At 45.0% G+C, this 23,979-nt stretch carries 16 protein-coding genes; 5 read left to right on the top strand and 11 right to left on the bottom strand.

Annotation, left to right across the window (positions count from 1 at the left end):
* Positions 1-50: 50 nt before the first annotated feature.
* The 5 genes from LDX50_RS19415 to LDX50_RS19435 form a co-directional block, all read right to left on the bottom strand.
* Complete coding sequence (locus LDX50_RS19415; protein WP_225697866.1) at positions 51-4,232, bottom strand: hybrid sensor histidine kinase/response regulator transcription factor; 4,182 nt, start codon at positions 4,230-4,232, stop codon at positions 51-53.
* A 160-nt stretch (positions 4,233-4,392) separates the two neighbouring features.
* Positions 4,393-5,505, bottom strand: coding sequence for a serine hydrolase domain-containing protein (locus LDX50_RS19420; protein WP_225697867.1), 1,113 nt, complete (start codon positions 5,503-5,505; stop codon positions 4,393-4,395).
* A gap of 191 nt (positions 5,506-5,696) precedes the next feature.
* On the bottom strand, positions 5,697-7,952 hold the full coding sequence (locus tag LDX50_RS19425; RefSeq protein ID WP_225697868.1) for a xanthine dehydrogenase family protein molybdopterin-binding subunit: 2,256 nt from the start codon (positions 7,950-7,952) through the stop codon (positions 5,697-5,699).
* Positions 7,953-7,963: 11 nt separating this feature from the next.
* On the bottom strand, positions 7,964-8,419 hold the full coding sequence (locus LDX50_RS19430; RefSeq protein ID WP_225697869.1) for a (2Fe-2S)-binding protein: 456 nt from the start codon (positions 8,417-8,419) through the stop codon (positions 7,964-7,966).
* 403 nt (positions 8,420-8,822) lie between these two features.
* Positions 8,823-9,842: an inorganic phosphate transporter gene (locus tag LDX50_RS19435; protein ID WP_225697870.1), complete on the bottom strand. Its 1,020-nt coding sequence runs from the start codon at positions 9,840-9,842 to the stop codon at positions 8,823-8,825.
* A gap of 138 nt (positions 9,843-9,980) precedes the next feature.
* Here LDX50_RS19435 and LDX50_RS19440 point away from each other — a divergent pair, with 138 nt between their 5' ends.
* Both LDX50_RS19440 and LDX50_RS19445 read left to right on the top strand, forming a co-directional pair.
* The gene (locus LDX50_RS19440) at positions 9,981-10,934 is read left to right on the top strand and encodes a TerC/Alx family metal homeostasis membrane protein (protein ID WP_225697871.1); all 954 of its coding nucleotides are present in this window, start codon (positions 9,981-9,983) and stop codon (positions 10,932-10,934) included.
* Complete coding sequence (locus LDX50_RS19445) at positions 10,921-11,385, top strand: hypothetical protein (protein WP_225697872.1); 465 nt, start codon at positions 10,921-10,923, stop codon at positions 11,383-11,385. Before LDX50_RS19440 ends, LDX50_RS19445 begins: the two co-directional genes overlap by 14 nt.
* Before the next feature lie 108 nt (positions 11,386-11,493).
* Here the strand turns inward: LDX50_RS19445 and LDX50_RS19450 are convergent, their stop codons facing one another.
* Complete coding sequence (locus LDX50_RS19450) at positions 11,494-12,078, bottom strand: hypothetical protein (protein ID WP_225697873.1); 585 nt, start codon at positions 12,076-12,078, stop codon at positions 11,494-11,496.
* Positions 12,079-12,206: 128 nt separating this feature from the next.
* Here LDX50_RS19450 and LDX50_RS19455 point away from each other — a divergent pair, with 128 nt between their 5' ends.
* Together LDX50_RS19455 and LDX50_RS19460 are read left to right on the top strand one after the other, a co-directional pair.
* Positions 12,207-12,776, top strand: coding sequence for an RNA polymerase sigma factor (locus LDX50_RS19455; protein ID WP_225697874.1), 570 nt, complete (start codon positions 12,207-12,209; stop codon positions 12,774-12,776).
* Positions 12,777-12,823: 47 nt separating this feature from the next.
* A complete protein-coding gene (locus tag LDX50_RS19460; RefSeq protein WP_225697875.1) occupies positions 12,824-13,219 on the top strand; it encodes a hypothetical protein in 396 nt (131 codons plus the stop codon).
* Positions 13,220-13,254: 35 nt separating this feature from the next.
* Here the strand turns inward: LDX50_RS19460 and LDX50_RS19465 are convergent, their stop codons facing one another.
* Positions 13,255-15,480 (bottom strand): xanthine dehydrogenase family protein molybdopterin-binding subunit, encoded by a 2,226-nt coding sequence (locus LDX50_RS19465; RefSeq protein ID WP_225697876.1) that lies wholly within the window; start codon positions 15,478-15,480, stop codon positions 13,255-13,257.
* A gap of 120 nt (positions 15,481-15,600) precedes the next feature.
* Here LDX50_RS19465 and LDX50_RS19470 point away from each other — a divergent pair, with 120 nt between their 5' ends.
* Positions 15,601-17,340, top strand: coding sequence for a glycoside hydrolase family 9 protein (locus LDX50_RS19470; RefSeq protein WP_225697877.1), 1,740 nt, complete (start codon positions 15,601-15,603; stop codon positions 17,338-17,340).
* Between the two features lie 85 nt (positions 17,341-17,425).
* On the opposite strand, the gene LDX50_RS19475 is transcribed toward LDX50_RS19470, so the two are convergent.
* From LDX50_RS19475 to LDX50_RS19490, 4 genes are all read right to left on the bottom strand, one after another.
* Positions 17,426-18,169, bottom strand: a complete 744-nt coding sequence (locus LDX50_RS19475; RefSeq protein WP_225697878.1) for a hypothetical protein — start codon at positions 18,167-18,169, stop codon at positions 17,426-17,428.
* Positions 18,170-18,229: 60 nt separating this feature from the next.
* The gene (locus LDX50_RS19480; protein ID WP_225697879.1) at positions 18,230-19,798 is read right to left on the bottom strand and encodes a M20 family peptidase; all 1,569 of its coding nucleotides are present in this window, start codon (positions 19,796-19,798) and stop codon (positions 18,230-18,232) included.
* A gap of 863 nt (positions 19,799-20,661) precedes the next feature.
* Complete coding sequence (locus LDX50_RS19485) at positions 20,662-22,182, bottom strand: WD40/YVTN/BNR-like repeat-containing protein (RefSeq protein ID WP_225697880.1); 1,521 nt, start codon at positions 22,180-22,182, stop codon at positions 20,662-20,664.
* 11 nt (positions 22,183-22,193) lie between these two features.
* Entirely contained in the window at positions 22,194-23,918 is a 1,725-nt protein-coding gene (locus LDX50_RS19490) for a WD40/YVTN/BNR-like repeat-containing protein (RefSeq protein WP_225697881.1), read from the bottom strand.
* Positions 23,919-23,979: the final 61 nt, after the last annotated feature.

The following is a 23,979-nucleotide window of genomic DNA, read 5'->3' on the forward strand; positions in this document are numbered from 1 at the left end:
ATTTCTAACACATTTATAATACTGTGAAGAGACATGGAATTACGGGACTGTTAATGTCCAGCGGGCGGAGGGTTTTTAAGATATTCAATGGGCGTTAATCCGAATTTCTCCTTAAAGACTTTCGAAAAGTAGGACAGATTATTAAATCCAACCAGGAATGCAATGTCACCCACATTCCCTGCCTGCTGCCGCATCAAATCGGCCGCACGCAGAAGTCGCATATGCCGTATTAATTCATTCGGACTGAATCCTGTAGTTGCATCCATTTTACGATATAGTTGAGTGTAACTTACTCCCAGGTCACGAGCAAGATCTTCCACTCCAAAGTCAGTTTCAGCTAGTCTTTCCTCAATGATTTCCATTGTTTTCTGAATGAAACGTTCATCCATTGACTCCACAATAACCGAGGTTGGATTGATCGTAATTTCCCTGGTATATTTCTCACGAACCAGCTTTCTGTTAAATAGCAAATTTTCAATCCGGATCAGGAGTTCATTAACCTTGAATGGCTTAGGAATATATTCATCAGCCCCAAACTGGTATCCCTTTAATTTTGTTTCAATATCAACTTTTGCAGTAAGTAATATAATTGGTATATGGCAGGTGCGTTCATCTGCTTTTAACTCCTGGCAAACTGTAAGACCATCCTTCAAAGGCATCATAAGATCTGTAATGATGAGGGTAGGTAATTCCCTGATGGCTGCAGCAATTCCCTCCTGCCCATCCTTGGCTTCAAGCATGGCATATGTATCTGATAGCTCAGATCTGATATAATGCCGGAGATCCAAATTATCTTCAATTATCAGAATGGTATCCTGCTGCAGGCTACCGACAGGGAGATGCCCGGAATCATTTATTTGATCTCCTGCATTCTCAGGAGATCCAACCACGTCCTCACTAATCTGAACGCTGATTTCATCATCATTTAAATGAGATCTGCCAAGCGGAAGACGAACTGTAAAGGTTGATCCCTTTCCAGGTACACTTTGTACTTCAATCGTACCATGATGCAGCTCAACAAGTTCCTTTGTAAGTGAAAGACCAACACCACTTCCTTCAAATTCCCTTGTACTGGAAAGATCTACCTGATAAAATAAGTCGAATATTTTACCCAACTCCTCCTCTGATATTCCAATCCCGGAATCACTTACGTTTAAAATCGCACAACCATCCGGAAACTGAGCGTCAGGTGCTGCCTTCAATATTTCAATAGCAATCTGGCCACCCTCCGGCGTATATTTGAATGAGTTCGAAAGCAAATTACCCACTATCTTCTCCAACTTATCCTGATCATAATACATTATGACCCGGACATCTTCCGATATTTTGAAAGTAATTTCTTTTGAGGCTGCAATTGAAAAAAACTGACTTGAGATTAATGAAACAGCCGTTTGCAGTTCCCCGTAAACGCATGATAGTTTCATAGCCGAAGCTTCCTTTTTGGAAAGATCAAGAAGCTGGTTTACCAAATTCAGGAGTCGGGATGCGTTTCTGTACATTTGCTGAAGCTCCGACTTTTCGGCCGGATCCTTAGCCGCCTGGATTCTTTTATCAATTGGACCAAGTAGCAATGTTAATGGGGTACGGAATTCGTGGGAAATATTGGCAAAAAAACGGGACTTCATCAGGTCAAGTTCCTGGTATTTTGAAATTTCCAGCTGCTCTAGTTTAATCCTGGCTTTTAACCTTTCGCGACTTATAATTTGCCTTCTCACGGCCAATAATAACAGAATTATGCCTAATCCATAAAGAGAATAGGCCCACCAGGTTCTCCATGGTGGTGGTAAAATGATTATCTCCATCGAGGCACCTTGTTCATTCCATACCCCATCATTATTGGTGCCTCTGACCCGAAAAGTATACGTGCCGGGATCAAGATTTGTATATGAAATATTTCTTCTTGATCCGGAATCAATCCAATCCTTATCAAATCCAACCATCTGATAGCTATACCTGTTTTTTTGTGGCGCCGTGAAATCGAGTGAAGCAAACTCAAAGGATAATGTATTTTCCAAATATGAAAGAGTATAGCCATTCTTCATTAATTCACGTGGTTCATTGAGGATATTGAATTGAGTGATAACCACCGGAGGAACGGTCAGATTATGTTTCAGACTATCTGGATGAAAAATATTAATCCCATTGATCCCGCCAAAACACAAATAACCATTCTCAAGATTACATCCGGCATTAGAATTGAATTCATTACTCTGAAGACCGTCTTCCACAGAATAATTGATAAACGAATTATCCTCCCGGCTCAACCGGGATATACCTTTAACATGCGATAACCAGAGATCGCCATGAATGTCCTCGAGGATTTTATAAATCGATGAATTTGGCAACGCGCTATTATTCGAATCATAAAATTTCAAAAGGGTAAGACGAACTCCCAATGATGCATCCGGTTCAATCTGATAAGAAAACAGTCCAACATTGGTGCATAACCACAGTAGTCCCTTGCTATCGAATTTTGATGAAAATAACTTCATTGGACGATCCGGCTGCAGAACCATGCTAAACTTATTTTCAGCATTCATGTAATAAACAGCTCCTGACTGAGATGAAACCCACAGATGGCCCATTTTATCCTCTGTGATCGACGCGATGGAGGCATGTTTGTAAGACGATGGATTGTCGGCTGCAGGGATCAGTTTTAAAAACTTTCGATTACCTCCCTGGTCAACATCTGACTTAAAAAGTCCATCATTTGTCCCTGTCCAAAGTGACTGGTCCGCAGCTACGAACGTTGTTCTTACTCCATTATTCTGAAGACTGTAAGGATTTGATGGATCAAATCCATAAATGTCAAATTCTTCCGTGGTTGGATCAAAATGGTATAACCCTCCTCCCAGGGTTCCTATCCATAATGAGCCATCCGAGCCGTCAGATATTGAAAAAATATCAGGATGGGCCATGGTCTTCCTGCTGGTTCCCTGGCGGTATTGAGTAATTGAGTACGGTCCGGCAAAATTATTACGATCAAAAACAACTTTATTAAGTCCGCCTTCCAGACTACCTACCCATATATTACCAGCATCATCCTGTTGAATAGCAAATACGTTGTTTGTGATGAGACTCTGTCCATCAATATCAGATTTACCAATATGTAAAAAACCTTTATTGCTGGAAAGTTTGCTCAGGCCCTTGGAAGCATATCCTATCCAAATGGTTCCTGATCGGTCTTTTAAAATACTTCGAATATCATTTTCCATGATACTTGAAGTATTCAGTGAATTGTACTTAATATTTTCGAAATTGTCCTTCACGGGATCATACACACTTATACCCCATCCGGTCGCAATCCAAATTTTACCATCAGCCGACTTAACCAAATCCCTGGTGTTATTATCGATAAGACTGCTCTGATCAGTGATTACCTTGTTCAGGTCCTGGTAATAATTCCTTACGCGTAATTCATATTCATTATTCAACACATCGATCCGGGAAATACCACCGCCGGGAAATCCTGACCGTGCAATCCAAATTTTACCATTCTCTGTGACCAGGATTGACATAACACTATTATTTCCAATGGTGTTCTTCTCTAATGGGTCATGCCTGATATTAGTAATAAACTTTTCCTGGTCCGGGTTAAAAACGAAAATCCCTTCAGCAGTTCCCACCCATAAATTTCCGTACATATCCTGAGCTAGTGCCCTGGAGTTATTGGTTGTAATGCCGTCAAAAGTGATCGAATATTGCTGAAACCTATTTTCATCCTTCAAAAACTGATGCAGCATTCCCTGACCTTCATTTGTATTTGCTGTGGTGATCCATAACCTTTCATTCTCATCTTTAAAAATCTTAAGAATTACATTGCTACTGATTGAGTTTTGATCATCACCATTTTGCCGGTAAACAGTAAACTTCTCTTGAAATGGATCAAACTGGTTCAATCCGCCACCGTATGTGCCAATCCACAAATTGCCTTCCTGATCTTCCTCGATCGACGAAATATCATTGTAACTAAGAGAAGTGGAGTCAAAGGGATTGTTCCGAAATACCTTGAATTCATAGCCGTCAAAACGGTTTAACCCATCTTCGGTGCCAATCCAGAGAAAGCCCCTGCTATCCTGAAAAATACATTGCACTGTCGCTTGTGAAAGCCCTGATTCAAGATCGAAATGATCAAATTTATATGTGTAATTCCGGGCATGGGGAGGAAACTCTTGGGCATTTTGTGCGAAAGGAATAAAGAACAAAATAATACAGGCAATTAACTTGTTCATTAAATGCATTCCATTAAGTCAGGAAAAGATAGTTATTCTTTCAGAATTAATGGAATGATTTTTTCAGGATAGAATCCTTTTTAAATTCCTCGTCTCAATGGAAATGAGAATAAAAGGAATTAAAGGAGTTACACCCCTTAAAGAAATTGATAAAATGCTGTTATTGATTTGATATGACGATCCTGGTCAGCTTCACGAAATCACGAAAGAAACTTCTCAATTTGGCCATTTCAGTCGTATTTACCTGCATGGCTACCGCAATGGAATATTCCGGAAGATAGACACCAATGGTATAATAACCAGGGAAAAATCCGCTATGACCATATGCTTCACCTACTTCAGGAATTACCAGTTTTTGATAGCCCATCCCGTAACTTCCGCCGATCTCCGGAGAGGGAATATCCTGGAAATAAGTCTCCCCCATCTTTTCCATGTCAAACGCATTTCCCTCGAAGAGCAATTTCAGCCACCGCGCATAGTCGCGCGTCTCAAATGCCAGTCCGCCTCCTGTCCACTCAAACTGGAGGTTGTACCTTGAAATCCCATCTTCAAGCAAATGATCATTAAATCCCAGCGGAGATTCCTTATCCATATATCCCTGCGCCAACTTTTCAATCTTACGCGTATTAGTGGGTAAAATTCCGGTAAGATCCAGTGGTTTCAGCAAACGATCCTTCAAAACAGTATAATATTCTTCCCCCTCAATTTCCTCTATGATCATTCCAAGGAGAATGTAATTCGTATCTGAATAGGCGAAACCCTCTCCTGCACTGAATAATGGCGCATCGTCCAGGACATAAGCAATCAATTCAGCCGGTTTCCATACCCGATCCGGGTTCTTCAGTACTTCTTCGGAAAATTCCGGTTTGAATTCATAGCGCTCCATACCGGACTGATGCCTCAGTAGATTCATGATGGTTAGTTCTTCACTATTCGGCAAACGACTGTACCACTCTTCATCACCGAGCCATTTGGAGGCCCTATCTTCCAACTGCAATTTGTTCTCTTCGATTAACTGCATCAGAACCGCTGCGACAAAAGTCTTCCCCGTACTGCCACTTAAAAGACGATTCCCGGGTGTCATTGGGGTTCCCGATTCTACATCAGCCCAACCTGCTGTAAAAGACGTTGCTTCACCATTGGGATAAGCAACACTGAACACTATACCCGGATATTTACCCTGGGCAATAATACTGTCAACTTCCGCCTGGATTGCTTTGTCCTGTGCATGGCAAAACAGCGGAAAAACCAAAAAAAGGAAACAATATTTCATATAAGTCAATTTGCAATGGTTATGTCTCAACCGATTGTAAGAACACCCAGTATGGTCAGCATTGAATTAATCCATTAATTAAAAAGAAATGCACATATCCAGCAGCTACTAACGGCTGAATATGTGCAAATTTCAAGGAATTATCAATTCCGACCTGACATCAGGTAAAATGCAGATTTAAAAGGTTAATGCTACATCCTTGTTCCGGCACTCTGCAATTCTTTGCCAAAAGGCTGATTGTAGAATCGCTTACCAGTCACCTTGTACATGGCATTTGCCAATGCTGCAAACACAGGCGGGAATAAAGGTTCGCCAAGGCCCGTTGGGTCTTTGTCATTCTCCACAAAGTGCACTTCAATGGATTTTGGCGCTTCCGTCTGCCGAATCATCCGGTATGTGTTGAAGTTTTGTTTCTGGGGCACACCGTCTTCAAACGTCATTTCCCCGAACAGCGCGTTTCCTATACCATCCACGATTGCGCCTTCCCCCATATTGGCGGCGGCATCCGGATTGATCACAATTCCGCAATCCACGGCAGCGATGACCTTGGGAATGACTGGCGTATTATTTTTCATCTCCAGCTCAAGGATTTCGGCTACGTAGGTATTATGACAGAAATATGCTGCAACGCCCCGGTTTGAATTATCCGACTCATTCCATTTTGCCTTATCCCTCACCAGCTTCAATACGCCTGCATACCGATCCGGATCATAATCATTATTTTCTCCTACAGGATTGTTCTTTGCACGGTCAAATAATTCGAGTCGGAATTCGATTGGATCCTTACCAGCAAGTTCGGCCACCTCGTCAAGGAATGACTGTTCTGCCCCACCGATAAAGTTCGATCTTGGAGCACGGAAGGCACCAATCGTGATGTTGGAATTAATAAACCAACCTTCAGCGAGGTAATTATCTACAGCTCCAGCCGGAAAGCGGTTGGCTGCTACCGGGTGTTCCGGAATTCCTCCCCCTTTTACATGGAATGCAATTAGATTATTATTCTCATCAAGCCCGGCCCGGTACGTAGCCGTATACGTAGGCCTGTAAATACCGTAGGACATATCATCTTCGCGGGAATAGACCATCTTTACAGGAGCCTGAATCTTTTGTGAGATCATTGCGGCCTCCACCATGTGGTGACCGTAGGCCCGTTGGCCGAAACCACCGCCCATACGGGACAGCCTGAGATGAATATTTTCCTTGGGCATACCCAAACAGGCCGACAATGTTTGCATAATGAGTTCAGGTGCCTGAATTGGTCCGTACAATTCTGCCTTGTCTCCCTTAACACTGGCAAAGCAATTCACCGGCTCCATGCAGTTATGGGCGAGGTATGGTGCATAATAGGTTCTCTCAATCACCTTGGCAGCGTTTTTAAAGGCAGTTTCCGGATCTCCGTCTTTTCGTAATACCTGTGCAGGCTTTTGAGCCATCTCCTCCATCCTTGACTTATGCCCGGCTGTGCTTTCGGTTCCACCGGGAATCGTAACTTCCTGCTTACCTCCCCATCCGGCAACAACCACTTTCTTGTCGGTCGTTCCCTCCCATTCAACCTTCAGCTGTTTCCTGGCATTCATCACCTGCCAGGTTGTTTCACCAACGATTGCGACCAACTCGGTAAACGATGTGGTATCGAAGCCGTTTCGTTCGTAGTCGTCCTTAAGTGTTTCAAATACAAACACATCACGGATACCCGGCATGTTTTTGACTGATTCTGCATCCACAGATTTAACCTTCAAACCGAAAGCTGGCGGATGGGCGACCATAGCCACAAGCATCCCGTCCTCAAAGTGGTCAATGGAAAACATGGGTTTTCCGGTGACAATATTTTTTGCCTCCACGTTTTTACGTGAAGTTCCGACAATCTTAAAATCACTTATTTCCTTGAGTTCTACTTCTTCCGGCACTTCAAGTGTAGCAGCGAGTGAGGCTACTTCACCGTAGCCTGCCTTTTTACCACTGGCTGTATGGGTAAGCACCCCTTCTGAAGTAGTTATCTCATTGGCTGGAACATTCCAGGTTTGTGCCGCGGCATTCACCAGCATCTGGCGTGCAGTTGCTCCCGCAGTGCGAAGCGGTTTCCATCCAAGTAAAATTCCCATACTGCCGCCGGTAAACTGACGATCGAAGCGCTCCGGAAAGAAATCGGCCTGCTCTACCATCACGTTTTCCCAGTCGACATCCAGCTCCTCGGCAAGTATCATCGGCATGGAGGTTTTTACATTGGATCCGAACTCAGGATTGGGCGACATCAGGTTGATTCGACCATTATTTCCGATCTTAATGTAGCTGTTCAATTCATACCACTCATCCGGGAGTCCGAGCGCCTCCTGCTCCTTAGGTGAGCAACCGGCAAGCCAGCTGAAGCTCAGCATCATACCACCACCTGCCAGGGCGGAAACTTTCATAAAGGACCTTCTGTCTATGGGTGTTTTTAAATTCGTCATGTTGAGTTTTTTTAAGCGTTTGATGCGTTCTTTATAGCTTGTTTGATACGGACATATGTTCCGCAGCGGCAGATATTTCCTGCCATAGCTGCTTCAATCTGATCATCCGTGGGTGACGGATTTTGTTTTAGCAGTGACACTGCATTCATGATCTGACCGGCCTGACAATAGCCACACTGGGGGACATCGATTTCGAGCCATGCCTTCTGTACCGGATGATCTCCATTTTCCGAAAGTCCTTCAATGGTAGTTATGGGCTTATCTGCCACCGCAGAAACAGGAAGCTGGCAGGAACGAACAGCAACGCCGTCAAGGTGAACCGTGCACGCACCGCACTGTGCGATCCCGCATCCGAATTTGGTTCCTGTTAGCTGCAGGTGATCACGCAATACCCACAACATAGGTGTTGAAGGATCCACATCCACCTGTTTTTCCTGTCCGTTTACTTTCAGATTAAATTTTGCCATGATGTATCTGTTACGATTGATTGATGCATTTTATATCAAGTAAATATACGAAATACTCACAGTATGATCTTACAGATTTCAACCATATGATTACGAAAATCAAACAGTCTGCCCACGAACTCCGCCATTATACAGACAGCGCTTCATCAACAGTATTTCACCAAACGCAAATTCAAGTAAAATATTAAAGGATGGAATGGATCTCAATAAAGGAAATTAACACTTTACACAGAGCCATGCCTATGACATTGTCTACCGGCATGCGCTGGCCAATTACCATGATGAACTTGCTTTTGGGACTACCACCGGCAACGTTTATTACTCCAATGATCTTGGCGATTCATGGGATCAGCTCGCCGGAAACCTGCCAATGGTGTATGCAGTGAAATTTATATAAATCCCTTCAGGAAACCATTTTGATTAAAATGTAGGTCAGAATAAAAGCAAAAACCGGGGCAATGGCCCATACCAGGAAAAACCGTTTTACAGTTTTGTTACTGAAAGTCGGACTCCACCCATTTGAGGAAATACTCAAAGCGATGAATGCCGCTCCGTTAAGTTGCACAAGTGAAGTGGGAATTCCCTTCGATACGGAAGCGATCAGCAACAAACTGGCCACGATAATGGCAATAACAGTGGCATTAAACGGTGTTACGTGCACCATGTTTCTACCCTGACTTTCAGTTACCTTGTGACCCAGCAGGGAACTGCCTATTCCAAAACAGGGAGCGATGATCAGGACCGACAGGATGGTGATCGGAAGAAAGTTCTGTATGGATTCACTCCCCAGTGCGTTGATCGTTAGCGATGAAATGGGCGCTGCGGCATTGGCTACGTTGTTCGCCCCGATGGAAAATGCCACATAACAGGAAGCAAGGATCAGTATCAATTTAAAGCCTGCATGACTTTTCATGTGTGAATAGTCGTAGGAGTAAACCTTGCTTTTAATCAATGGGAATATCCATTTCGTGAGTGTGAGCATGAGGAGAAATGAAATAACCGGAAGGATAAACCAGGCCGGAATGATCTCGTAAAAAAGTTTGTGTGTGTTAAGTCCGCCCACAGCAGTAGCCGCACCAGCAATCGATAGAACGGTCGACTGACTGGTCGATTGAGGAACTCCCAAAAGATTGGAGATCAGCAGTGATAATCCAATAGCCAAAAGCACAATCGATGTATTAACAGGCGTAAAAAATGTCTGATCAATCAATCCTGACCCTAGTGTTAGCGTTACTTCTTTCCCAGCCAGAAGCGCACCTGCCAGCACCATGATGCCAAATAGGCCTGGAATCATAGATCTTTTAATGACATTTGCACCATAGGCCGCTGAAAACGACGGAGAAGTTCCGCTCGCCCCCATATTCAGCGCAAGAAACATTGCAAGCAAAAAAGGTATCGTTAGAAAATTGTAGAGTTCCGACATTTATTCGATTATAGATGAAGTCTGCATCACAGCTATAAATAAACTGGCCGCGATATCAGTTTGACGCAAAGCACCCTAACTGGTCACATTAATTCTTTAAGTGACTTTTTATGTATCCTCCGTCTAATACTTCAGCATATGAAAGATACGGGTATATATTGGTGGCTGTTTTTCTTCGGACTGATCACTTTTCTGTTAATCATCGACCTGTTTGTTGTGTACCGGAAAAACAGGACTGTAACCCTCAAATACGCACTCCTTGAAACGGCAGGCTGGATAATCGTTTCACTGGCTTTCAACCTTCTCATCTATTACCAGATGGGTACAGTAAAAGCGATTGAATTCACGACTGCCTACCTCATCGAAAAGTCCTTGAGCATAGACAATCTGTTCGTGTTCATGATCATTTTCTCCTATTACCGCGTTCCTGATAAATTACAGCACGGAGTATTGTTCTGGGGCATCATCGGGTCCATTGTGATGAGGGCCGTATTTATTTTTCTTGGGATTGAACTGATTGAACGGTTTGAATACATCCTTTATTTAATGGGTCTGATCATTATCTACGCAGGAATTCAGTTTCTGCGCAATAAAGAGTTCAAGGCCGATCCAAAGAACAATTTCGCTGTGAAGCTTACCCGCAGAATATTTCCGGTAATGAAAAATTACAGCGGAACGAGGTACCTGATCCTCAGACAAGGTAAATTGTTCATAACGCCCCTTTTCATTGTACTGGTTGTTATTGAGAGTACCGATATCGTTTTTGCGCTGGACTCCGTGCCTGCGGTTCTGGGTATCAGCAGAGACCCATTCATTGTTTACACCTCCAACATTTTCGCTATACTCGGACTAAGGGCACTGTATTTCGCCCTGGCCGGGGTGATGTCGATGTTTCACCTTCTTAAATACGGGTTGGGACTCATCCTGATCTTCATTGGGTTAAAAATCTTACTGGAGCACTATGTACAGATTGATATTATGGTATCGCTGGCAGTGATCCTCACCATATTCGCAGGTAGCCTTTTATTATCATTTCTAATCAAACCTGCGCCAAACACAGTTAATTATCTTAAATCAAATGAAAACACCTGAAATTATCCTTAGTATCACATTTACTGTTTTGATCTTCGGACCATTCTGTTACCTCTATTACCTCGGCAGGAAACGACAGCTCAATGTCACACGTGAACTTGAGCGGGCTGGTAAAAGCCTCGGACTCAACTTTTCTGTTAAGGAGGCATGGGGAGACAGGATTATTGGCTACGACGCCGCACACCGATCCATCGTATATTTGTCAATTGATAAAACCGAGATAAAACAGGAGACCATTTACCTGATGAATGTACAATCTGTGCGGATGATCCTTCCCGACCCTCAGCGTATTGTCCTGCGGTTTAGCGGACGTAATCAATCGACGGATATTGAAATCTACAACGCTGCCATTGACTCTCAGCATGATGAGCGGTTTCATGAAAACCTGGCAAACAAATGGGCAGCCTTTTTAGGAAGTAAAATCGACATCAACCCAAGGAGAGCCGCCTGATCGGAACTTCGGGAAGGGCCTTTACATAGCAGGCATCAGGAGAGTAGAATAAAAAAAGGCCGTCTTGCGCAGACGGCCTTTTCACAATACACTCAGTGCAAACCGATCTTATTGAATCATTACTTTTGCACCATATTTCTCCTTGATAACATTATTAAGCGTTACTGCTTTGTCCCTGGCCAACACTGCCCTTTCCTTAGAAAGCTGCAATTCACCCTGGCTCAGCAACTCGGCAGTCTCACTCAATGTTGAATCAAGTTCCATTTGCTCCTGGTTCAGACTTTCAAGATCGTTATTCAGGTTCATTACATTTGAAGACTGGGAAACCTGGAGGATCATCTGATTATTTTCTTCAAGCAGAGAACGGACTTCTTCAACAGTCGTTAATACCTCATTCCTTACCTCTTCTTTCTTTTCAGCTGTCTCCAGGTTCACCTCTTCAGCGAATGAAGCAACTCCCTCCAGCTGCTTTATCTCTGAAGTATAGTCTTCCAGAAACTTTGCCTTTTCCATCTCTACCTGTGCAATGGTATTGTTCAGCGAATCGCGGAGTTTCTGAAAACTTTCCGGTGCAAAGACATTTGCTCCTTTCAGTTCCAAACTATCCACAATAGCTATTGTATTCTCTATTTGTTCCTGCGGAACTTCCTGACATCCCGCAAACACCATCATACCTGGTATGACAGCAGTCATAATTAATCTATTAGATTTCATCACCTTATGTCCATAAAGCAGACCTGCTTTATAGCATTGTGACGGCAAGAATGTTGAAGGTAACACGAAATTTATTCCTAATTTTTTAGTAGTATTCCTTGTTCCATATGAAAGACCCCGGAAAAGATAAACTATCAGATAAAGATATCATTGACCTGATCAGGGCAGGTCGTGAAAACAATCGATATTACGACATAATTTACAGTCGGTATTTCGATAAGGTAAGAGGGAAATGCTATTCATTGGTAAAGGATCGTGAAACTGCCAATGACCTTGCCGAAGATATTATGGTGAAGATTTTCGAGAATCTGGTTTCATTCAAAGCCACCGCTATGTTTTCTACCTGGATTTATTCCATTACCTATAATCACTGTATCGATTATCTGAGGAATAAACGAAGTAGTCATTACCCGAAATGGAATAAGGAACATGAAATGTCGGAAATACCGGATAACCTCGAAGATGTTGAGAATGAAATAGACTACGAAAGGCTCAAAACCGTTATGGAAGAACTGCACCCCGAGGAACTCGCACTGATCAAAATGAAATACCTGGATGATATCCCGTTAAAACTGATGTCGGAAGCATTGCGAATCACCGAAAGTGCCTGTAAAATGAGATTGAAAAGAGCCCGGACCCGTTTGCTCTATCTATACTCAAAAAAATATTTAAAATAACCCGTGTTACAAATTCAAGCTATTCCGTCCAATAACAAAAAGCTATTATGTCAGATACGCTGAAATCGATATTCCAGGCAAAGCATACGCCGCCTTCAAACTGTTTGAATGCTTTTGAGTTGAAGTTCCCCGGGGCAAAACATGTCGAGTGGTTTATAAGCAAGGCGTACATCGAGGTTGTATTTTACCGCGAACATCTTGAGTACATTGCCAGGTTTTCACCTGCCGGCGAATTGATTGAATACCGGCGAAATTTACGTGAGGGATTTCTTCCCCTGAAGATCCGGGAAATGATACTGAGCAAAGGTGAGATCATGAACCGGGTGATCCTGAACCGGGGCAATGAAATTCTCTATGAGGTAATTTACCGTAATTCAGCCGGAGAGAGATTTATGATTTTGATTGACGATCTGGGAGTTATGATTGAGGAAAGGATATTATAATCACAGTCTCCCAAAAAACAGGGTCAAACGAATTTTCAAATCACATAGGGCTGCTTATAAAATCTCTTTCCCATTGACTGGTAAAGCGCATTGGCAAGGGCTGCAAAGGCTGGCGGAAACGCCGGTTCACCCAACCCTGTCGGATCAATATTATTTTCCACGAAATAAACCTCGATCTTCCTGGGTGCTTCCGACATACGTATCATCCGGTACGTATCAAAATTCTTCTTCGAGGGGACGCCTTCTTTGAATTCCAGGGATCCGTAGAGCGCATTACCAATCGCATCCACGATGGCGCCTTCCACCAGGTTTGAAGCGGCATCCGGGTTGACGACTATACCGCAATCCACTGCACAAACCACCCGGTCGACCGCAGGTTTTCCATTCTTTTCAGTCATCTCAAAAACAAGGGCCGCATAGGAATTATGGCAAAAGTAAGCAGAAACCCCTTTAGGAACGTTTGAATTATCCCAGTCAGATTTTTCCCTTACTAATTTCAACACCCCGGCATAACGCTCCGGATCATAATCATTGGTTTGGTCTTCCACGGGATTCCTGATGGCATAGTCGAGTAATTCCAGTCGGAAATCTATAGGGTCCTTCCCTGCCGCTTCGGCAACTTCATCCAGAAATGACTGTTCAGACGCGGCCATAAAATTGGAATGTGGTGCCCGGAAAGAGCCTACAGTTATATTGCTGCCGATGGTCCAGTCTTCTGCGAAATAGTGCTCAACGGCACCCGCGGGGAAACGATCCGGTGAAAGCGGACTTTGGGGTATACCCCCGATGTTCACATGATAGGCAACCATATTCCTGTTTTCATCGAATGCCGCCCTGAATTTTCCATAGTAGGCAGGTCGGTAAATCCCTGAGGTCATATCGTCTTCACGTGTGTAGATAAGCTTTACAGGGGCATTCATTTTTTGAGAAATAATCGCGGCCTCGATAAGCCAGTGTGCATAGGATCGTCTTCCATATCCGCCCCCAAGCCGTGTCATTTCAATATTGATCTTTTCTACCGGCAGTCCGATCCTTTCCGAAAGTGTGAGTTCGGTAAGCTCAGGCTTTTGCAGGGGACCTGCCAGCTCTGCCCTTTCGGGTGTTACATCCGCAAAGAAGTTCATAGGCTCCATGCAATTGTGCGCGAGGAATGGTGCGGTATAGGAACGTTCTATGACGTTGGCTGCGCCCCGAAACGCCGCTTCAGGATCACCATCTTTTCTTCTGAGGTTTGCGGGTTTGTCTGAAAGTTCCTTCATCTGCCGCAAATGTTCTTCCGAACTTTCCAGTCCGGACGGAACAAACTGGGCATATTCACTTCCGAAACGACTCCGTTTTTCCTCACGGGATTCAATGGGCTCACACTCGATCTTCAGTTCCTTCTTTGCATTCATCACTTCCCATGTTGAATTGCCAACTATTACTGCAACTTCCGGAAAAGAAAGCGTATCAAAATATTCCCTTCTGAAATCATCTTCAAGTACCTTGATGGTAAATACATCACGAATGCCCGGCATGGACTTCACAGCGCTGTCATCGATTGATGCAATTTTCAGTCCGAACGCCGGAGGATGCACAATCATCGCGTAAAGCATGCCTTCCCTGTAATAATCCATTCCGAAGAGCGGCTGCCCTGTTACGATTTTTTTGCCGTCAACATTTTTCTGTGAGCGACCGATAATCCTAAAGTCCTCCATGGATTTGAGCTCCACTTCTTCCGGAACAGTGATTTCTGCCGCAAGAGCTGCCATTTCTCCGTAGCTTCCCGATTTTCCGCTGTTCCCATGATGGAGCATTCCGGCGTTGGTTGTAACCTCCTCAACAGGCACCTTCCATTGTTCGGATGCCGCCTTTCTGAGCATGAACCGTGCGGATGCACCCGCCATTCGCAGGCCTGGCCATCCCCGGCGAATTGCCTGACTGCCGCCAATAAACTGCCTTGAATATAATTCGGTATTCAGCGGAGCCTGTTCGACGATCACATCTTCCCAGGCAACGTCCAGTTCCTCAGCCACGATCATGGGCATGGAGGTTTTTACATTTTGTCCGCCCTCGGGGTTGGGAGAAATAATCGTCACCGTCCCGTTACTTCCAATTTTCAGGAAGGCATTGATATCGAACCATTCTTCAGGTTTGGCGGCTTCGTCGGTCACCCTGGCACAGGATGCCAGCCAGCTAAAGCTGATCATCAAGCCCCCTCCTGCCAGTGCACTCCCCTTGAGGAAGGAACGTCTGCCGATTTTTGTCTTAACTAAGGTCATTGGATAGGTTTATTTAGCGCATGAACCTTTTGAGTAAAATACATAATATTTTATAAAGAAATGAACAATTCTAAAATCACCATCAATCTACTATCTTGTAGAGCAAACAAAATCAACCAAATGAAGAAATTGATCATTCTGTTATTCGCTGGATTTACTTTTTTATCGGGCATCACCAGTTGTTCAAATCAACCTCCATCAGAAGCCGCCGCCTCCGCTGTCATACACATCAACCAGGTTGGATTCCTGCCAGAATCGACAAAACCCGCGATGGTGATTGATGCTGACGGCGATGATTTCACCATTGAAACAGCCTCCGGACAAGAGGTTCTTTCAGGCAAGCTGTCGGACGAAAAGGAATGGGAAGATTCCGGTCAGCGTGTAAGACTGGCAGATTTCTCCTCTGTCCGGGAAGCCGGGAATTATATTCTTAAATCGGGCAGCGCCGCTCCTGTTGATGTTGTTATTTCACCGGATGCCTATACCGAACTTGTTAAGGCCTCAGCCAAATATTACTATTTTAACCGTGCTTCCACTTCCCTGGATGAACAGTTTGCCGGACCATACCAACGGCCTGCAGCACACCCCGATACCCTCTCCTATATTCATGCTACAGCGGCAAGTAACGAGAAGCCTGCCGGATCGGTCATATCCACACCATACGGCTGGTATGATGCAGGGGATTACAATAAATACATTGTCAATTCCGGGATTACGACCTGGACACTGATGCAGGCATTCCTCAGGAATAAAGCTTTGTTAAGCGGATTAACATGGAATATTCCGGAAAGCGGCAATGATGTACCGGACATTCTCGATGAGGTTCGGTGGAACCTGGAATGGATGCGCTCGATGCAGGACCCTGATGATGGCGGGGTTTACCATAAAAATACGACCGCTAACTTTGAGGGATTTGTGAAACCCGAAGAAGCACAGTCGAAACGATATGTCACGGCAAAAAGCACGGCCGCCACTCTGGATTTTGCAGCCGTTATGGCAAAGGCTTCAGTGGTATACGCCGATTATGACCCCGAATTCAGCAATTCGGCATTGCTTCAAGCTGAAAAGGCCTGGGAATGGGCAATACAGCATCCGAACGAGATTTTCAAAAACCCGAAGGAAAGCGGTCCGGATGGCCCTGCCGTGAACACTGGGGAATACGGGAACGTACAAGTGAAGGATGAATTCTTTTGGGCAGCAACCGAGCTGTACCTGGCAACGGGAGATCAAACCTATGCCGATAGCATCCAAATAGAGGAATACGGGGACTTCGGAGTCCCTGCCTGGCCGAATGTCGAAACGCTTGGCCTGATCACTTTGGTGACAAGCGATAAGGCCAGTGATGAACTGAAAGCATTGGCATCTGCCCAATTACAAAAACTTGCAGATCAACAGATGGATGCATACAATGCCTCTCCTGTTCACATCACGTTAAACTCCTACCGGTGGGGCAGCAATTCGGATATCCTGAACCAGGGCATGGTTTTAATTGCCGCTTATGACCTCACAGGAAATGAAGAATATTTAACAGCGGCATCTTCCGGACTCGATTATGTTCTTGGAAGAAACGCTACAGGATATTGCTTCGTCACCGGATTCGGAAACGTTTACCCCATGAATGTTCATCACCGCCCGTCTGCCTCGGATGACATCGCCGAACCCATTCCAGGAATGCTCGCCGGCGGTCCGAACCCAAATAATATGGAGCAGGATTGCGGCAAGGATCAATATCCCGATCACCATCCTGCAATGGCCTTTGCAGACATTGAATGCAGTTATTCAACCAATGAGGTAGCTATCAACTGGAATGCTCCGTTGGTATACGTATCGGCGTCGATTCAGAATTCATTGAGTGAATAATTGCAGCTAAGTTATCAGACTTTTACCTGGAATCAGTCAAAGAAGTTCATTCCTCTTGAAAAGGGAATGTATGCCCTTCATAATATCATTTATTTTTTCGATTAGGTCCGAAGAGCGGTTCGGTTAAAAACAGTATACCAATCTCGAAGCCTGCCCCATATGATTTATTGAAGGCCCTGCTATAGGTGCCAGCAACAATCAAATTCGTATGTTCCCATCGGATGCCCGCCCGGTAACTCAGTGGAGAATAAGCTCCCCCTGCCGTTCCGAATATTTCACTCACAATGGCCGACTGTGGAATGATTTTATAAATGGCCAGCCTGGAGCTATAGGTAAAGCCCCACTTTGTATTCCCTGATTGTTTATGATTCAAATTCACCGTGGCGCCCGGGAGAATATCCCACAATATAGTATTATTGGCAAATGCATATGTCGCCACCCCCATAGCCCACCAGGATCGAAAGCTGCTCGTGACCTCTCCCTGGTCCAAGTGCTGAGGAAAGAGACCAACTCCGGCCAGAAATGCGTATCCGGCTGTTTCGGCTTCATTTTGTGTAATTCTATGTTTCAGATAAATCGAAGGTGATGTATACGAATCGGAATTCGTCCTTGGATCATCGTAATAATGAGTTAACTGTATATTCAACTCCCAGTTCGGAATAATAGCACCGACCAGATAAAATTGAGAGTAATCCTGACCTACGGTTCCAACTAACGTCACAACACCGTGGGGAGCTACCCATTGATTATCTCCTGCGAATTGTTGTGCCCATACCCCGGTTATCGGCATGAGGGTTAAGGCAATAAGCCACAAAAAGGATTTTAACATTGGTGCAAATGTAAGCTAAAGTCATTTCAATTTTTTTCTTGAAAGTAGATACATTTTCTCTCATTTCAATTCCTCCAGATTATCAAATATTTGGTAAAAGAAACCAATAGACTTACCATACTCATCAACCAGTATGCGCTCATTTACCCCATGAAAACCTTCAAATTCTTTGGTGTTTTCCAGTTGCAAAGCAGTAATGGTATATACATCCGGAGCAAACGGGCGTGCCTGAAAATGCTTGGAGTCTGATCCACCAATCACAAAGAATGGAGAGACCATGAGGTCATTTCCCCAGATTTGGCGAATGGTTTTTTCCAGCATATTATAAGAGGGATTCCCAACCTCAGCAATGTTGGTCGCAGGCGTAGAAGCAGAAATATCCTTTACCGTAATCCGATCGTCCTGGATGGCATCTTTTACGTGTTGGATAATCACTTCAGGAGTATCGCCCGGCATAGGACGGAAATTCACTACCGCCGTAGCTGCAGGAGGCAATACATTGTCCTTAACTCCTGCATTAAACATAGAAACGGCAATGGTTGTATGCAACATGGCCCTTGTTACCTGATTTTGCGACATCACATCGATAAATTTCTGTTCCATCGGAGTAATCTCATCATCTTCACCAAAGGCAACGGCAGCGTACAATGGCTGTTGCTCTTCTGGTAATTCCGGACCCATATAACGGTATTGTGAACGGACAGCCGGGTGAATTTTATAAGGAAACTGCGCCGCTTCCAGTTTGGTAATGGCCTTGGCCAAAATTCCAATATTCGTTTCTGCCGGTGGCTGAGACGAATGTCCGCCAACCCCTTCCATTTTCAATTCAAGACTAATGAAGCCCTTTTGAGCAATACCTATAAGCGCTGTATTCCCTTCAATTCCTGGAAAAATACCAGGTGCTAATGGCGCGGATTCGTCCATCACATACGCAAAGCGTTTAATACCTCGTTGCTCGAGTACATCCGCAATATGTTTAGCACCTTCCGGCCCTCCTACTTCTTCGTCCTGGCCAAATACAAAATAGATGGTTCGCGATGGCTGCCAGCCTTCTTTAATTTTCATTTCGGCAGCTTCTAAAATGGCATGGATTTGATTTTTATCATCCAACACACCACGACCCCAGATATACCCATCTTTTACAGTTCCGGCAAAAGGATCGACTTCCCATTGATCTCTGGAATCTTCCGGCACAGGCACGACATCCTGATGTGCATAAAAAAGTGCAGGCTGTAAACCTGGGTCTTTTCCTTCCCAGGTAAATAGCAGGCTATAAGGCCGGGGGTCACCGAGGACCTCTTTTTTCAGCGTCTTGTGTACCAGTGGGTAAGCTTGTTCTAAAAACTTATGGTAATCGGTAAATGCTTTGCTGTCAAACTCATTTCTGTCCTGATTCGAGATTGTCGGGAAAGTTACTGCCTTTGATAAGCGTTGCACCGCACCCTCCAGATCCACCTCAATTGAAACTTGTTCAATCCCGGTCATTTGCATCGACGTAAATTCATCCAGGTTGATAGCCTGGTCTGATTTTTTGTCTTCTGAGCGTTCTTCTGAATTTTTATTACAACCACTAAATAAAAATATCAAACCAAACACGAAACAGAGAGAGTAATTGAATTGTGATTTCATGGGATTTCCTTTAAGACGAGATATTAGATAAGTAAACTCAATAATAAAAAATATTTCATTGTAAAAGTTGCTGAAATGCCTAAACGCAAAAGGGCTTTAATAATCTATACTTTAGTCTATTTGATGCACTGTCACCATAGCAACGGAATCACAGGCGCTACGGTGAACCGTAGTTGATGCGCAGGTCCGAAAGCATCCGGGGCTGCAAGATAATACCAATATTGAACGCCCAGACGCAGGGGTATTTTACCAGCCCTGAGGACTTTCTGAACTCCGGTTCCGATAGGGAACGTAAACTTATTTCCATCAGACCCATTGTGATTGTAGGCATACGTAGGGGATGCAGTGATTTGCCATCCCTCTTTCAGGTTAATGGTATAAAAATACTGGCCGGCAGTTACGCTCGCACTTGGTGAACCATCGGCGGTAATCCAATAATCATCGGGTATTAAGGATAAACTTCAATTAAACCAGGAAGGTGCTTCAAGAGAAGCATACCTCTCTTCTCCGCCTCAGGCGGATACGGAGGACAGACAGGTAAAAACAAAAACAATTCGATGCTACTGTATCCAGGTAAAAGTAGGAACAGGATACAGGAACAGGTGTAAAACAATAAGGGTGTGCATCTACTGTATCCAGTTAAAGTGAAGGATACCTACCTTCTCCGCCTCAGGCGGATACGGCAGGCAGACAGGGAGCAGGATACCCTCCTACGCCTTTGGGCTCCGGCGGGCAAAGCAGGGGCAAAAAAATTTGGGTTCAAGTATACTAGTAAGTGCACGAAACGTATTTGAACAGATGAGCGTCAGGAAGTTATGCCTCTGGATTTTGCTATACCAAATAGATTAAAGCCCATCAATCAATCAATCCATTCCTTCCACACGTGAGCCGCCGGCAGCGACAACCTTTTCACTTATCTCCCTCACTCTGGCTTTAATCGAATTCAGCCGACCTTCCATGGCATTCATCTGATCTGTGATGATCTTCATCGTCTGCTTATGCGTTTCCGTAGGACCGTATGTTGATGTTGTGATCCCACGTGACAAGGCAAACGCCCGTTCACTCAGCAAGGGTTTATTTCGCTCCCCGATCTGATTTTTCGCCGCATTTCCATTGAACTCGGAGTCGAGCTCATTTAACTGATCCCTTACTTGTTCGATCTCTTCAAGTAAAGCATTATCGACATCAGCCTTCAAGGCAGCCATTCCTATTTTATCAATCTTTTTCTGCTCATTTTGAAGCGATATGCCTAGGGCGCCCAGATCGCGGTTCATTTCCTCATAAGTTCTCCAGAACGCAACAACCTCTTCCATCGGACTGCCTTCCAGGGTACCTTTCATCATCGGCTCAACGAGAACATTGACCGGCCCCGCCAGCTGAGTGAACTTACCTTTTTCGTATTTATTCAGGGTTGCCGTATAGGTTCCTGGTGCACAGAGTAGTCCCTGAATCTCATCCTGGTCACCTTCGAGGGTAAGCGCTGCATTCCCTCCCACCCGAAGATTCCAGGCCACACGATTGAAGCCCTTTTTATTCTCTGCCTTGAGGCGGTTGATCAGATGACCTTCCTGATCCCTGATCTCAATATAGATGAAAGGTTCAATCTCCCGTGTCTCATCTTCCAGTGCTGCCCAACCAGGAAATGGAATATTTCCAGTAACATCTTTTTCACCGGTCTGACGCTCCTTTTTCAGGCTTTCAATCCCATCCTTGAGGTAATAGGTGAATACAGCGCCAAAATCGGGATTAGGCGCGAGGTAGAGCTGCGTGCCCTGTGATCCTCTTGCATTCTCAAAATCCATGATCGAGCGTTCGATATACCACCAGGCCTTCCTGGGTTCAAATAACACGGCTTCCGCATCGAGCTGTTCGCGGCTTATATTTCTCAATGCTGAATAATCATCGAGAATATAAAAACCTCTTCCGAACGAAGCCGCGACCAGGTCATTCTCTCTTCGCTGAATCGCAAGATCCCGGAATGATATTGTCGGTATGCCCGACTTCAGCTTTGTCCAGCTTCCACCGCCATCGAAGGTTACATAAACGCCAAATTCGGTCGCTGCAAACATCAGGTCTTTATCAACATGATCCTGTACGATCCTCCAGACCAGGTTCTTCTCCCCCAGCCCGTTATCAATCCTCGTCCAGCTGGAACCGTTATCCGTACTCTTCAGCAAATATGGTTTAAAATCCCCTTCCTTATGATTATCGAGGGCGACATACATAGTGCTCTCGTCGAAAAGATCAGCCTTAATATCATTCACATAGGAACGTGCAGGGACACCCAGCGCACTTACTTCAATTTTTTTCCAACTCTGACCTTCATTTTCTGTAACCTGGATCAATCCATCGTCCGTCCCGATGAAGATTACCTTTTCATTCACGGGAGAAACGGCTATGATGTGATGGTATTGAAATTTGACATGGCACCCACATCCCATGGTGAATCCCAGCTTTGCGTACGGCCCATGATCGGGAGTGCGAGACGTTCCTGGTTACGGGTAAGATCACCGGAGAGCGAGGTCCAGCTGTCGCCGCGATTGGAAGACTTCCAGAGGCGCTGTGATCCATGGTAGATTGTTGCCGGATCATGGGGTGAAACCAGTATGGGCGCATCCCAGTTATAGCGCTCAAAGTCCTCATCGGGACCAGGTTGTGGCATGATATCAATCACTTCCCCGGTGGCAAGATCCATTCGTGAAAGCGTTCCCTGCTGGCGCTGACCGTACATGATATTGGGATTGCCGGGTTCTGTTGCGGGCTGATGTCCGTCCCAGTCAAGTACCACCTTCCAGTCGGCATTCCGGATGCCGTGATGGTTGTCGGTCCTTGAGGGACCGCCCTGCGTGCTGTTGTCCTGTGTTCCCCCGTAAACATTATAAAAAGGCTCCGCATCGTCAACGGCAACCTTGTAGAACTGCGTTACCGGCAAGTTTTCCATGTATCTCCAGGAAGCGCCCAGGTCGAAGCTTTCATACACTCCGCCATCAGTGCCCACCAGCAGATAATTCGGATCAGAAATTTTAAACGCTACGGCATGATTATCGCCATGCTTAGCGGTTTCATCCATATTTTCAAACGTCTTGCCGCCGTCTTCCGATTTCATCAACGTGTTATTCATCATGTAAAGACGGTCGAATTTATGCGGTGAAGCATAGATTTCCTGATAATAATGCGGACCTGTCGCACCAGCTACAGCATCAGACATTTTTGTCCAGCTGCCGCCTCTGTCGGCTGACCGCCACACGCCTCCTTTGGTGCGGTCGAGCTCAATCGCAGCGTAAAGAACATCAGGATTGATCGGCGAGATGGCCAATCCGGTTTTTCCCCAGTTACCTTCGGGCAGGCCCGTTTTCAGCTGCGTCCAGGTATCACCCCCGTCTTCACTCAGGTAAAGTCTTGACTTCTTTCCCCCTCCCATCCAGGCAGCTACAGTGCGATGATGTTCCCAGGTTACCGCATACACACGGTTGGGATCACGAGGGTCGATCACCATATCCGTGACTCCTGTATAGAATTCATCGCCGAGTGTTTTTGTCCATGTATTGCCTCCATCTGTCGATTTGAAGAAACCCCTGTCGCCCCCAGGACTCCAGAGCGGTCCCTGGGACGCTACCATGATAACATCTGAATCATCAGGATGTACTATGATCTTTGAGATATGTTCCGAGTCTTTCAGGCCCATGTTTGTCCATGAAGCACCTCCGTCTGTACTTCGGTACACGCCGTCGCCGAATCCGGCATGGCGTCCTCCAACATTCTCACCTGTTCCTACCCAAATGGTATAGGGATTATTCGGATCGATTGTTACACAACCGATGGAATAGACGGGCTGATCATCAAAAACAGGTTTGAAGGTAGTCCCTGCGTTGACGGTTTTCCATACTCCGCCTGAACCGACGGCGACATACCAGACACTTTCATTCGTAGGATCAATCGCCAGATCTGCAATCCGGCCCGACATAAATGCCGGTCCGATATTCCGGAATTTCAGGTTGTCAAACAGTTCGCTGTCATATGGTTTTGGGGAAGTTTCAACGGATCTTTTCCGCTGCGCTTCCGAGGTGATTGAAAAACCAATTAATAAAGTGAAGATGAGGAGGGTAAAGGTATGTTTCATAGGTAAGTTCCGACTTTAATTAAAAGTATAAATAAAAGTGTATACATGTAAAGCCCCGATA

The sequence above is a fragment of the Fulvivirga sedimenti genome, assembly GCF_020328055.1.